The sequence below is a fragment of the Pararhodobacter marinus genome (assembly GCF_003122215.1).
In the GTDB taxonomy this organism is placed as follows: Bacteria; Pseudomonadota; Alphaproteobacteria; order Rhodobacterales; family Rhodobacteraceae; genus Pararhodobacter; species Pararhodobacter marinus.
Genome location: NZ_QEYD01000006.1, coordinates 218909 through 232280, shown reverse-complemented (window position 1 = coordinate 232280; position 13372 = coordinate 218909). Strand labels below are relative to the sequence as shown.

The 13372-nt window shown below is 66.6% G+C and carries 11 protein-coding genes; all 11 read left to right on the top strand.

Annotation, left to right across the window (positions count from 1 at the left end):
• Nucleotides 1–140 precede the first annotated feature (140 nt).
• The 11 genes from rpoD to C4N9_RS11575 all read left to right on the top strand — a co-directional run bounded on the left by rpoD (nt 141) and on the right by C4N9_RS11575 (nt 13291).
• Nucleotides 141–2129: an RNA polymerase sigma factor RpoD gene (gene rpoD / locus C4N9_RS11630; RefSeq protein WP_109533492.1), complete on the top strand. Its 1989-nt coding sequence runs from the start codon at nt 141–143 to the stop codon at nt 2127–2129.
• Nucleotides 2130–2179: 50 nt separating this feature from the next.
• Nucleotides 2180–3235, top strand: coding sequence for a hypothetical protein (locus C4N9_RS21680; RefSeq protein ID WP_146195155.1), 1056 nt, complete (start codon nt 2180–2182; stop codon nt 3233–3235).
• A 679-nt stretch (nt 3236–3914) separates the two neighbouring features.
• On the top strand, nt 3915–4838 hold the full coding sequence (locus tag C4N9_RS21675; protein WP_146195154.1) for a hypothetical protein: 924 nt from the start codon (nt 3915–3917) through the stop codon (nt 4836–4838).
• A 102-nt stretch (nt 4839–4940) separates the two neighbouring features.
• A complete protein-coding gene (locus C4N9_RS11610; RefSeq protein ID WP_109533488.1) occupies nt 4941–5357 on the top strand; it encodes a secondary thiamine-phosphate synthase enzyme YjbQ in 417 nt (138 codons plus the stop codon).
• Nucleotides 5354–5875, top strand: coding sequence for a DNA-3-methyladenine glycosylase (locus C4N9_RS11605; RefSeq protein WP_109533487.1), 522 nt, complete (start codon nt 5354–5356; stop codon nt 5873–5875). Before C4N9_RS11610 ends, C4N9_RS11605 begins: the two co-directional genes overlap by 4 nt.
• A 56-nt stretch (nt 5876–5931) precedes the next feature.
• On the top strand, nt 5932–7548 hold the full coding sequence (locus tag C4N9_RS11600; protein WP_109533486.1) for an ABC transporter ATP-binding protein/permease: 1617 nt from the start codon (nt 5932–5934) through the stop codon (nt 7546–7548).
• Nucleotides 7545–9227, top strand: coding sequence for a thiol reductant ABC exporter subunit CydC (gene cydC / locus C4N9_RS11595; RefSeq protein ID WP_245902521.1), 1683 nt, complete (start codon nt 7545–7547; stop codon nt 9225–9227). Before C4N9_RS11600 ends, cydC begins: the two co-directional genes overlap by 4 nt.
• 94 nt (nt 9228–9321) lie before the next feature.
• The gene (locus C4N9_RS11590) at nt 9322–10932 is read left to right on the top strand and encodes a cytochrome ubiquinol oxidase subunit I (RefSeq protein ID WP_109533484.1); all 1611 of its coding nucleotides are present in this window, start codon (nt 9322–9324) and stop codon (nt 10930–10932) included.
• A 5-nt stretch (nt 10933–10937) separates the two neighbouring features.
• A complete protein-coding gene (gene cydB, locus C4N9_RS11585; RefSeq protein WP_109533483.1) occupies nt 10938–12098 on the top strand; it encodes a cytochrome d ubiquinol oxidase subunit II in 1161 nt (386 codons plus the stop codon).
• A 10-nt stretch (nt 12099–12108) separates the two neighbouring features.
• Nucleotides 12109–12243 (top strand): cytochrome bd-I oxidase subunit CydX, encoded by a 135-nt coding sequence (gene cydX / locus C4N9_RS11580; RefSeq protein WP_109533482.1) that lies wholly within the window; start codon nt 12109–12111, stop codon nt 12241–12243.
• Nucleotides 12244–12343: 100 nt separating this feature from the next.
• Nucleotides 12344–13291 carry a sugar-binding transcriptional regulator gene (locus tag C4N9_RS11575; protein WP_109533481.1) on the top strand — a complete coding sequence of 316 codons (948 nt, stop codon included), beginning with the start codon at nt 12344–12346 and terminating at the stop codon, nt 13289–13291.
• Nucleotides 13292–13372 lie beyond the last annotated feature (81 nt).

The following is a 13372-nucleotide window of genomic DNA, read 5'->3' as shown; positions in this document are numbered from 1 at the left end:
GATGCCCCCGATCCGTTCACACTTCGCCCCTAACCCGCCCGCGAATCAGCGAATCTTACTGACACCCCTGTGATTCGGCCCGACAGAGCGCTATTTCTGTTCAACAACCGAATCACGCCGCGCCCCTTGCCGGAGGAACCATGGTCGCCAAGGACAACGACGACGCGAAGCCCGAAGATCAGGACAGCGAATTCACGCTGGACATGAGCCAGGCCTCGGTCCGGCGCATGATCGCCGCCGCCAAGGAGCGCGGGTTCATCACCTATGAACAGCTCAACCAGGTGATGCCGCCCGATCAGGTTTCGTCGGAACAGATCGAAGACGTGATGTCGATGCTCTCCGAAATGGGCATCAACGTCGTCGAGGAAGAAGACGCCGAGGACGGCGACGTCCCCGCCACGACCGAAGGTGCCGCCTCGGGGTCGACCGATGTCGTGGTCGCCAGCGCGTCGAGCGAGACGCTCGACCGCACCGACGATCCGGTGCGGATGTATCTGCGCGAGATGGGCTCGGTCGAGCTGCTCAGCCGCGAGGGCGAGATCGCCATCGCCAAGCGGATCGAGGCCGGGCGCAACACGATGATCGCCGGGCTTTGCGAAAGCCCGCTGACCTTTCAGGCGATCATCATCTGGCGTGACGAGCTTCTGTCCGAAGACGTGCTGCTGCGCGAAGTGATCGACCTCGACGCCACTTTCGGCAATGCGCTCGACGGCGAGGAAGACGAAAGCGTCGTCGATCCCTCGGCCACCGCGACCGAAGGCGGGCAGAGCCAGAACAAGCGCGCCGAGCCCGAGCTCGACGCCGACGGCAACCCGATCGCCAACAACGACGACGACGATGACGAGTTCGACCAGTCGAACATGTCGCTCGCCGCGATGGAGGCGTCGCTCAAGCCGCGCGTCCTGGAAACGCTGGATCGCATCGCGCATGATTACGATCAGCTCGAACAGATGCAGCAGCAGCGGATGCAGGCGACGCTGGAAGAAGCCGCGCGCTTCTCGGCGGGCGAGGAAGCCGCCTATCAGAAACTGCGCTCGGAAATCGTCGAGCTGGTGAATTCGCTTCACCTGCACAACAACCGGATCGAAGCGCTGATCGACCAGCTCTACGGCATCAACAAGAAGATCATGACGATCGACTCGTCGATGGTGAAGCTGGCCGATCAGGCCCGCATCAACCGGCGCGAATTCATCGACGAATATCGCGGCTATGAACTCGACCCGACCTGGTGCGACCGCATGTCGGCCGCCAAGGGACGCGGCTGGACGACGCTGTTCGAACGCTACGGCGACAAGGTCGTCACCCTGCGCGAGGAAATGGCCGAGGTCGGGCGCTATGTCGGCGTCGACATCCCCGAATTCCGCCGCATCGTCAGCCAGGTGCAGAAGGGCGAGAAAGAGGCGCGGCAGGCCAAGAAGGAAATGGTCGAGGCCAACCTGCGTCTGGTGATCTCGATCGCCAAGAAATACACCAACCGCGGCCTGCAATTCCTTGATCTCATTCAGGAAGGCAATATCGGCCTGATGAAGGCCGTCGACAAGTTCGAATACCGCCGCGGCTACAAGTTCTCGACCTACGCGACTTGGTGGATCCGTCAGGCGATCACCCGCTCGATCGCCGATCAGGCGCGCACGATCCGCATCCCGGTCCACATGATCGAGACGATGAACAAGCTCGTGCGGACGTCGCGCCAGATCCTGCACGAAATCGGCCGCGAACCCTCGCCCGAGGAACTGGCCGAAAAGCTGCAGATGCCTTTGGACAAGGTCCGCAAAGTGCTGAAGATCGCCAAGGAGCCGATCAGCCTCGAAACCCCGATCGGGGACGAGGAAGACAGCCAGCTCGGCGATTTCATCGAGGACAAGAACGCGGTCCTGCCACTGGATTCCGCCATTCAGGAGAACCTGCGCGAGACGACGACCCGTGTGCTCTCGTCGCTCACCCCGCGCGAGGAACGCGTGCTGCGCATGCGCTTCGGCATCGGCATGAACACCGACCACACGCTCGAAGAGGTCGGCCAGCAGTTCAGCGTCACCCGCGAGCGGATCCGCCAGATCGAGGCCAAGGCGCTGCGCAAGCTGAAGCACCCCTCGCGGTCGCGCAAGCTGCGGAGCTTCCTGGACCAGTAACTCATAAGGCGCCCTGACGGGCGCCTTTTTCAACGGTCGAGGGGTGCTTCGTGCCGATTTCGTCCCTTGTTGACGACTACATCACCGAGAACCGGCCCAAGCTCGCGGCCCATCTCGCGCATTATTCCCGGCAAAATGTTCCCGCTTACGAAGAGGCTATCCGCCGCGCGGCCTATGCGGAATGGGATCGGGTGGGCCGGAAACACGACCATCAGTACCGGCTTCCCAAAGCCGCATCGCCCGAAATTCACGAGGTCTTGCTGAACGCGCGGACACGATTGAGCAAAGCTGCAAGCTTTCTCGACCTCTACCGGATCATCGATGAGTTGTTCGTTCCGGTGTACGGAGCCGGCGCCCTGATGACGTACGACACGGCGTTAAGGCTGGGTGAATATCTGGGCCACGAGCCCGAGCATGTCTTCGTTCAGAGTGGCGTGCGGGATGGACTGAAAGCGTTTTTTGAACGTTACCGCCCTGGATCCGATATCCCGCAGAGCAGGTACCTTCCTCGCGACATCTTTCTTCCGGAACTGGAAAAGCTCAGCGCGAAGGAAATCGAGAATTTCTTGTGTGCCCGAGCGCGTGACCTCCAAGGGCTTCCCCGAAAGAACTTCAGGCCCAGCGCTTGCGGAGGGGGCTCCAGCGCCATACAGCCTGTGCAAACTCCAAGAAATAAGGGCGCCGCTCCGCTGCCCCCTCCTCAACGCCCTGGTTTGTCCATGCTCCTCAATCCCGATGTCTTCGAAGACCACCTGTCACACGCTCCGGTCGGGGGCGTGCGCGACGCGTTCATGACCTTCGCCCATGCCGAGTATCCCGGCGGATTGACCACGCGCGCCACGTCAAAAGGGTTCATCGCGCATGATCTGCGTATCGAAAAGGGCGACACGTGGTATTTCTCGGCCGTTCTGAACCAAGAATGGGTCCTGTTTTATTTCCGCAAGCCCGCCTTCCGCGACAAGCTGCTCGACGGCAAGGCATTGCGCGCGGCCTTTCCGCAGGCGCGGGTCACGCCCAAGCAAGAGCTTGCCCTGCGCGTCACCGACGGCGCGATGGCGCGCGCCGTGATTGCCCAGATCCGCGCACCGCAGGATACGGCACGCTAAGGCCCAGCGCCCTGAATCCGGCCTTGGCAGGTTCCGCAGCCGGAACCCGTCGTTTTTCGCGCCCCGACCGGCAGCTTACCGCGCAAGCGGCGGTTTCGGTCGGAACCGGCTGCCCGTCTGTTTCGTTGTCTTCCCAAGTCGCAACCCGATGGGAGGCAGAGATGACCACACCCGTTCCGGCCCGTTCGAAAGCCGGCAGCCGACAGCCGAAGCGTTCTTTCGCCAACATTCCGAAAGACTCGCCCAAGCCCATGGCTGAAGAGAACCACGAACCTCTTAAACGAAAGTGAACGATCCTTGACGGCGAGGCCGGGAAGCGACCATGCGTCTTTCCCGCCGCGCCGGGTCGTCTGACCCCGTCGACTTCCCTCCCTGTGGCCCCGCGCGGGCCCGAACCAAGGAGAAGACACATGACCAAGCAGAAAACCGGCTCGGAAACCAAGCAGGACAAGGCGCCGAACCAACCCAAGGAATCGGCGAAATCCATCAGCACCGAGAACAAGGAAACGCGGTCGGGAAAGTGATGCTTTCCTGACCGGGCAGATGAGCAACATGACAAACGGGCGGCCCACGGGTCGCCCGTCCTTCGTTTATTAACGCCTTCGCAAGATTTGCAGTGCTAGGTTGCACGCAGCGGACGGAGCGGAGCAATTATAGCAATCGGCAAAAGGGCGAACGCATGAGGGTCGCGCAACCCGAAGGCACGCGCGGGTCGTTGAAATGGATGCAGCGTGCAGTGGCGTGGCGGCCAGATGTGTTGCAACCCGGGGCGCTGCCGCCGCTCGACTGGGTTTCGCCGCTGGCCTGGGACGATTTCGCGGAGTATCGCGACGCGGCCTTCCTCGCGCGGCTGGGTTTGGACAACCTCGCCCCGGCCCTGGCAGCATTCTGGCCGCGGCGCGGGCCGCAATGGGATGGGCTGGCGCGGTTCGACGGCGGCGTCGTGTTGGCGGAAGCGAAAGCGCATCTGGCCGAATTCGATTCACCCGCCTCGGCGGCGGGTGCGACCTCGGCCGCGCAAATCGCGGCGGCCTTCTCGAAGGTTCAGGCAGACCTGCAACATGGCCCCGCTCTCCTCGATTCGGAATTTGCCGCTTCTGAGACGTCCGGCCCTGCAATCTTCCTTAGTGCACTGTCCGTTCCTGCAAAGTCCGATCCATCGGTGAAAGGGCTCCGCGAGCCTGCTTCTGCAATGCCCCGGAAAACAGCCCCTTCTCCCGGGGTGGCGGCCGCTCCAGCGGCCGATCCCGTAACGCCCGGCCATGCGTCGCTATCCCGCCCAAGGACCATGTCCGCGCCGCAGGAAAAGGACCGCCCGGATCCGCCGCGATGGGACCGGGTCTATTACCAATATGCGAACCGGCTCGCGCATCTGTGGTTCCTGCGCGCGCAGGGGGTGGACGCGCATCTTCTGCTGATCGGGTTCCTGGGCGATACCGAGCGGGGTGGCCCAAGCGAAGCCGAAGACTGGCACGCCGCCTATCGCCGGGCCGACGCGGCGCTGGGTTTGCCGCGCAGGCACGCTCTGGCACCCTTCATTCATCACCTCCCGCCAGACACCGCCGTCCTGACGACACCGGCATCCGGGGGCGGTTTCTCATGAACGCCCCTCCCCAAGCGGTTGAAAACACGTCTGGCCGCAGGGACCCCACAGTATGGGACACGCCTTTTCAGCCCCGGCGCGACAGGCTAACCTCGCCCCGTCATGAACACGATTTTCACCCTGCGCACCGACGGCCCCGGCCTCTACGACATGACCCCGCAGGTCGCCCGTTGGGTGGCGGGCTCGGACGCGGAAGAGGGCTTGCTCACGCTTTTCATCCGGCATACCTCGGCCTCGCTGCTGATCCAGGAAAACGCCGATCCCGATGTCCGGGCCGACCTGCTGACCTGGCTGTCGCGGCTCGCGCCGCCGTCGGATGATCCGTCGATGCGCTGGATCACCCATACCACCGAAGGCCCCGACGACATGCCTGCCCATATCAAGGCCGCGCATCTGCCCGTCAGCCTGCAGATCCCGGTGGTGGGCGGCCGGCTGATGCTGGGAACGTGGCAGGGGATCTACCTGGTCGAACATCGCACCCGCCCCCATTCCCGCCAGGTCGCGGCGCTGCTGCAATGACCCTCGCCCTGCCCGCGCCCGATCTCGCGCCCCGGCTTTTGGGCGCGGTGCTGACGGTGCGCGGTGTCTCGGGCCGCGTCACCGAGACCGAGGCCTATTCGCCCGACGACCCGGCCTCGCATTCCTTTCCCGGCCCCACCGCCCGCAACGCCGCCATGTTCGGCCCTGCCGGCCATGCCTATGTCTATCGCTCCTATGGCATCCACTGGTGCCTCAACGTGGTGGGGCTGCCCGGCCACGCGGTCCTGATCCGCGCCCTGGAACCGCTTTCGGGTCTCGATCAGATGCGCGCGCGGCGCGGGCCCGGGCGTCCGCTTTGTCTGGGGCCTGGCATGCTGGCGCAGGCGCTGGGGATTACCGAGGCCGACAATCACCGCGCCTTCGGCCCGCCCGATTTCGCCCTGATCCCCGATCCGCCCGAACGCTGGCTCAGCGGCCCGCGGATCGGCATCACCAAGGCCGCGGACTGGCCGCACCGGTTCGGCCTGATCGGCGCGCGCCATTCCCGCCGTTTCTGAGCCCTGCGACGACGGCTCCCCTTGCCGCGCCCGGCATTCGCGCGCACCTTCGCCGCATGTCCCGCGCACCCTCTTCCCTTGACCCGCTGCTCGGTCCCGCGCGCGCCCGGATCGCGGCCGGTTCGGCCTTGTCGGTGCTGGCATCGCTGATCTGGCTGGCGCAGGCCTGGGTCATCGCGGCGGCGCTGGCAGGCTGGCTCGAGGGCACCGGCGCGCCGGCGCGCGAGGCGGTGATCTTCCTCGCCCTCGCGGCCTTGCGCGCCGGGCTGACCTATGGGGCCGAGGGGCAGCTGTTCCGCGCCTCGGAGCGTGCCGTCACCCGGTTGCGCGACCGGATCGTCGCGCGGGAATCGCTGGCCGGCGACAGCGGCGGGTTCGGCGGGCCGGGCGCGGTCGCGGCGCTGACGGTCGACAAGCTCGACGCGCTGCGCGCCTATCTGATGCGCTATCACCCGGCAATGACGCGCACCGCGATCGTCCCTCCGGTGATCCTTGCGCTCGCGCTCTCGCAATCCTGGGCCATCGGGCTGGTCTTGCTGGTCGCCGGACCGCTGATCCCGGTCTTCATGGCGCTGGTCGGCTGGGCCGCGAAAGAGGCGAGCGCGCGCCAGATGGTCGAGATCGGCACGCTGGGCGATCTGCTGGTCGACCGCGTGGCCGCGCTGCCGGATATCCAGCTTCTGGATGCCGGGGCGCAGGTGACGGGCCGGTTCGCGAAGGTCTCGAACGATCTGCGGCAGCGTACGATGGCGGTGCTGCGTGTGGCGTTCCTGTCCTCGACCGTACTTGAACTTTTCGCCGCACTTGGCGTTGCGATGGTCGCGGTCTGGGTCGGCTTCTCGCTTCTGGGGGTGATCGGCTGGGGGACATGGGGCGCCCCGCTGACACCCTTTGCCGGGATCTACCTCCTGCTGCTCGCCCCCGATTTCTTCCAGCCGATGCGCGATCTTGCCGCCGCGTGGCACGACCGCGCGGCAGCGCAGGCCGTGGCCGAGGAGGTCGAGGCATGGCAGGCCGCCCCCCTGCCCCCGCTACTGGGCCATGGTGCCACCGCCGCGCGGCTTCACGGGGCGCCGGTCATCGCCTGGTCGGGTCTGTCGGCGCGGGGCATCGACTATCCCGATATCCGGATCGCACCCGGATCCCGTCTGGCCGTGACCGGGCGCAGCGGGGCGGGTAAATCGACGCTGCTGGGGTTGCTGGCCGGGCTTCAGGCGCCCGAGGCAGGCACGATCCGGGTCTGCGAGCAGGTTCTCGACGACCGGAACGCCGATGGCTGGCGCGCGCGGCTGGGCTGGATGCCGCAGACCCCGCAATTCCCCGAAGAGCCCCTGCGCGCGCTTCTGGGCGAGGGCGAGCCGGACCCTGCCCTTCTGCGCGCCGCCGCGCTGGACACGGTCCTGGACCGCCTGCCGGACGGGCTGGACACCGTGCCGGGCGAAAGCGGCGCCGGGCTGTCGGGGGGCGAGGCGCGGCGGGTGATGCTGGCCCGGCTGTTGCGCGCGCGCCCCGACGTCGTGCTGGCCGATGAGCCGACCGCCGATCTGGACCCCGCCACCGCCGCGCGCGTGACCGAGGCGCTGCTGGCGCTTGCGGCTCGGGGCACGACGCTGATCGTCGCCACCCATGACGCGCGGCTGATTGCCCGGATGGACGGGGAGATCGCGCTGTGAGGGCCGTTCTGCGCGCAATGCTCAAAGGGCAGTTCCGCCCGCTTCTGCTGGGGCTGGCGTTGTCGGTTCTGGTGCTGGCGATGGGCGCCGCGCTGCTGGGCCTGTCGGGCTGGTTCATCACCGCGACCGCCGCCGCCGGAATGGCCGGGGCGGGTCTGATCTTCGACGTCTTTCGCCCCTCGGCCGGGATCCGGTTTCTGGCCATCGGCCGCACCGCCGCGCGCTATGGCGAGCGGCTATTGACCCATAACGCGGTGCTGCGCGCGCTGTCGGCCCTGCGCATCCGCCTGCTCACCGCGCAGACCCGGGCGCCGTTCGAGAGCCTGACCCGGCTTCGCGCGGGCGAGGCCCTGAACCGGCTGGGCGCGGATATCGAGGCGCTGGACGGCCTGCTTCTGCGCCTGCTGATCCCCGTACTGGCGGCGATTGCGGTGCTGGCGGGGGCATTCGGGATGCTGGCATGGCTGACGGATCCGGCCATCGCGGGCTGGGTCGCGGGAAGCTTCGCTCTGGGCGCGCTCGTTGTCACCGCGCTGGCCGCCCGCCCTGCCATCCGGGCATCGCGGGCGCTTGAAGACACCGTGCAGGACTATCGCCGCCACCTGGTCGAGATGCTGCGCACAAGACGCGAGCGGGCCTTGCTGGGCAAGCTGGCCGAAAGCCGCGAGACGCTGGGCCGGCTGGAGCATCAGCGCCGCCGGCGCGCGGCGCGGCTCGATCGGGTCGAACGTGGCACCGGCGCCGCGCTGGCCCTGTTTGGGACGGTGGCCCCGGCGGGCGCGCTGTGGCTCGGCGGCAGCGCTGTCCTCGACGGCAGGCTTGGCCCGGCGGTGGCCGCCATCGGCGTCTTCGTGGCGTTGGCGCTGGCCGAGGCCACGGCCCCCCTGCGTCGCGCGCTTGGCGATTACGGGCGGATCGCGCAGGCGGCACGGCGGGTGGCGCCGATCCTGCGCCCCGCGCCGCAGCCCCCGACCGGGCAACACGCCACCACCGGGGCACTCAGCATCGAGGCGGTCACGCTGCGGCGGGCGCCCGGCCGCGCGCCGGTGCTCGACGCGGTCTCGCTGCGCCTGTCCCCCGGCGAAAGACTGGCGATCGCGGGCGCGAGCGGCAGCGGAAAAAGCACGCTTCTGGCCCTGGCCGCCGGCGTGCTCGCCCCGGATGCAGGCACGATCCGCCTGGGCGAGACGCCGCTCGACGCGCTGGCACCCGAAGCACTGCGCCGCGCCGTCACGCTGGTGCCGCAGCGCGCGGCCCTGATCCAGGGCAGCGTGGCCGAGAACCTGCGGCTTGCCGCGCCCGATGCCGGCGATGCCGAGCTGAAAGAGGCGCTCGAGGCCATGCAGCTTGCCGGGGTGATCCGCGCGCGGGGCGGGTTGCACAGTCCGCTCGGACCGCGCGGGGCGGGCCTGTCGGGCGGCGAGGCCCGGCGTCTGGTGCTGGCCCGCGCCCTGCTGCGGCGGCCCGCTTTTCTCTTGCTGGACGAACCGACCGAGGGGCTGGACACGCCGACCGCGCAGGCGGTGCTGGAAAACCTGGCCCGCGCCTTGCCGCAGGCGGGGATCCTGATCGCGGCGCATCGCGACACCGAGCTGGCCTTCGCCGACCGGGTGCTGCGCGTGATGCCGAACGGTCACCTTGCTGCGACACAATCGCCCGAGAGGTCGGAAATCCCTTGACCTTCGGCAAATACGCATAAAGAAAACGGAATATGAAGTCGCGCCACCCGCCCGCATGGACGCTTCCGACGCGGCCCCAACCGGAGCCCTGACCATGGAGTTCGACCTCGTCGAGCTGTCGCGCTTTCAATTCGCGATGACAGCCATGTACCATTTCCTGTTCGTGCCTCTCACACTTGGCCTCAGCATCCTCGTCGCCATCATGGAGACGGTCTACGTGATGACGAACCGCCCGATCTGGCGGCAGATGACCAAGTTCTGGGGCACGCTGTTCGGCATCAATTTCGTCCTGGGCGTCGCGACCGGCATCACGATGGAATTCCAGTTCGGCATGAACTGGGCCTATTACAGCCATTATGTCGGCGATGTTTTCGGCGCGCCGCTCGCCATCGAGGGGCTGATGGCCTTCTTCATGGAGGCGACCTTCGTGGGCCTGTTCTTCTTCGGCTGGGACAAGCTGTCGAAGGTGGCGCATCTGATCGTCGCATGGCTGGTCGCCATCGGGTCGAATTTCTCGGCGCTGTGGATCCTCATCGCCTCGGGCTGGATGGTTCACCCGGTGGGCGCCGCGTTCAACCCCGACACGATGCGCATGGAGATGACATCCTTCATGGAGGTCGTGTTCAACGAGGTCGCGCAGGCGAAATTCGTGCATACCGTTTCGGCGGGCTACGTCACCGCCTCGCTCTTCGTGCTGGGCGTCTCGGCCTGGTATCTGCTGAAAGGCCGCCATATCGACCTTGCGCGGCGCTCGGTCGCCGTGGCCTCGGCTTTTGGCCTGGCCTCGGCGCTGTCTGTCGTCGTGCTGGGCGACGAAAGCGGTTACTCGGCGGGCCACACGCAGAAGATGAAGCTCGCCGCGATCGAGGCGATGTGGGAGACCCACGAAGCGCCCGCCTCGTTCACGCTTCTGGGCCTGCCCAACCAAGCCGAACGCACCACCGAATACGCCATCGAAATCCCGTGGGTCATGGGCATCATCGGCACCCGCTCGCTGACGCAGGAAATCCCGGGGATCGCCGAACTGGTCGAAGAGGCGGAGGTCATGGTGCGTTCGGGCATCCTTGCCTATGACGCGCTGCAGACCATGCAGGAGATGCGTGACGAAACCCCCGAGGCGGTCCGGCTGAGCTTCGATCAGCATTCCGAGGATCTGGGTTATGCGCTGCTTCTTCTGAGCTATGTCGACGACCCGCGCGAGGCGACCGACGAGCAGATACAGGCCGCCGCCTGGGATACGGTGCCCAATGTCTGGGTCATCTTCTGGGCGTTCCGCATCATGGTGGGGCTGGGCTTTGCCTTCATCGGTCTGACCGCCTATTTCTTCTGGCGCGCATCGTTCCGGCAGATGCAGTTCCCGCGCTGGGCGTTGCGGCTGGCGGTGGTCATGATCCCCGCGCCGTGGATCGCGGCCGAGCTGGGCTGGATCGTTGCGGAATATGGCCGCCAGCCCTGGACGGTGGACGGAGTCCTGCCGACCGCGCTGTCTGTCAGCCAATTGACGGTCACGGATGTCTGGATCACGATCATCGGATTTGTGCTATTCTACACCGTGCTTTTCGTCATCGAGGTCGCTCTGATGTTGAAATACATCAAGAAGGGCCCGCACGAGGATGTCGAGGAAACGGAACGCTGGATGCAGCGCCATTACCATCGGCTGCGGACCACCGATGGCAAGACCCCTCTCGCCAGCCCTGCGGAGTAAGCGCCATGATCCTGCATGAACTGATCTCTCTCGACCTTCTGCGCCTTGTCTGGTGGCTGCTTCTGGGTGTCCTGCTGACCGGCTTTGCGCTGACCGACGGCTTCGATATGGGGGTGGGCGCGCTGCTGCCCTTCGTGGCCAGAACCGATACCGAGCGGCGGATCGCCATCAACACGATCGGCCCCGTCTGGGAAGGCAACCAGGTGTGGTTCATCCTGGGCGGCGGCGCGATCTTTGCCGCCTGGCCTCCGCTTTACGCGGTCAGCTTCTCGGGCTTCTACCTGGCGATGTTCCTCGTGCTGGCGGCACTGATCCTGCGCCCCGTGGGCTTCAAGTACCGCTCGAAGCGCGAAAGCGCGGCGTGGCGTTCGGGCTGGGACTGGGCGCTGTTCGTGGGCGGCGCGGTGCCGGCGCTTCTGTTCGGCGTCGCGGTCGGCAATGTGCTGCAGGGCGTGCCCTTCCACCTGACCAACGCCTTGATGCCGATCTACGAGGGCGGCGCCCTGGGCAAGCTCTTCGGGCTCCTGAACCCGTTCGGCCTGCTGGCCGGGGTCGTATCGCTGTCGATGCTGCTGATGCATGGCGCGGCCTGGCTGGGGCTGAAGGCCGAGGGCCCGGTCGCCGCCCGCGCGCGACGCTTCGGAACCGTGGCGGGGATCGTCGCGGCGGCGGGCTATGCGCTGGCCGGGTTGTGGCTGGCCTTCGGGATCGAGGGCTACCGCATCACCAGCGACGTGCCCGCCAACGGCCCGTCGAACCCGCTGTATTCGACGGTCGAGCGGGGCGGAAGCTGGCTCATGGCCTATGCCGACCGCCCGTGGATCGCGCTTGCCCCGCTTTGCGCCTTTCTTGGCATTGCCATGGCCGTGCGCGGATTGCGCGCCGGACGCGAAGTGACGACCTTCCTGTGGTCGAAACTGGCAATCGTGGGCATCGTGTCGAGCGTGGGGCTGACGATGTTCCCATTCATCCTGCCCTCGTCCAGCGCGCCCGACAGCTCGCTCACCGTCTGGGATGCGTCGTCCTCGCAGACCACGCTCTTCGTGATGCTGGTGGCGACGGCGATCTTCATGCCGCTGATCCTGGCCTATACGGCCTGGGTCTACAAAGTCCTGTGGGGCAAGGTGACGGAAGAGGACGTCACCGGCTCCGGTCATTCGTATTGAGGAAACCGCCATGTGGTATTTCGCCTGGATCCTTGGCCTTCCGCTGGCCGCCTTGTTCGCCGTGCTGAACGCGATGTGGCTCGAGCTGCGCGAGGATGCGCGCATCGTGCGAGAGGCCGAGGAACTGGATCGCACCCGCCTGTGATCCCATTCTGGCCCCGGCGGTTGACGGCGCGCCGGGGCCACGACGATCTTGCCAATCTGCAACGACGCCCCCACCATGCGCGCCCGGAACGAGGAACGCCATGAGCTCGGCTGAACACAAATACGACGACGCGGCGCGGGCTGCCTGGCTGGCCTATATCGGCGGCTGCAAACAGGACGAGATCGCCCAGATCATGGGAATATCGCGCCAATCGGCGCAGCGTCTGGTGTCGCAGGCCATGGCGGCGGGGCTTGTGAAGGTCCGCATCGACCACCCGATCGCGCGCTGCCTGGAACTGGCGCAGCGGCTGAAGGACCGGCACGGGCTGACCCTGTGCGAGGTCGTCCCCTCGCTCGACAGCGTGCAGAATTCCGGGCTGGCCGTCGCCCATGCCACGGGCGATCTGCTGGAATCCTGCCTGATGCGGCCCGAGCCGATGGTGATCGGACTGGGCACCGGGCGGACGCTGCGCGCGGCGGTCGAGCATCTGCCCCATATCGACTGCGCCCAGCACAAGATCGTGTCGTTGACCGGGAATATCGCGCCCGACGGCTCGACCGCCTATTACAACGTGCTGTTCACCATCGCGGACAAGATCACCGCCGCCACCTTCCCGGTGCCTTTGCCGGTAATCAGCGCCTCGGTCGATGAACGCGCGGCGCTTTTGGGCCAGAAGACGCTGAGCGTGACGCGCGCGCTGGCCGCGCAGACCGACATGCGCTTCGTCGGGGTCGGCACGATGACCGAGAGCGCGCCCCTGGTGATCGACGGCTTCATCACCCGCGGCGACCAGCGGCGGCTGCGCGACAAAGGCGCCGTGGGCGAGATCATCGGTTTCGTCTTCGATGCGCGGGGCCAGCTGATCGACGACGAGATCAACAGCCGCGTCAGTTCGGCCGAGATCACCCCCGGCAGCCATCCCGGCCCCGTCATCGGCGCCGCCCACGGACCCGACAAGGTGCCCGCGATTCGAGCCGCACTTGGTGGGAGCCTGCTCACAGGGCTGGTCACGGACGAGGCGACCGCGATTGCGCTAACGCTCGATTAGCGCGAATTAACCAACATTTAATCCCGCGATTTCAAAAACCTGCCCGCGTTTCTGCGGCGCGGCGGGAAGAAACCTGTTGCC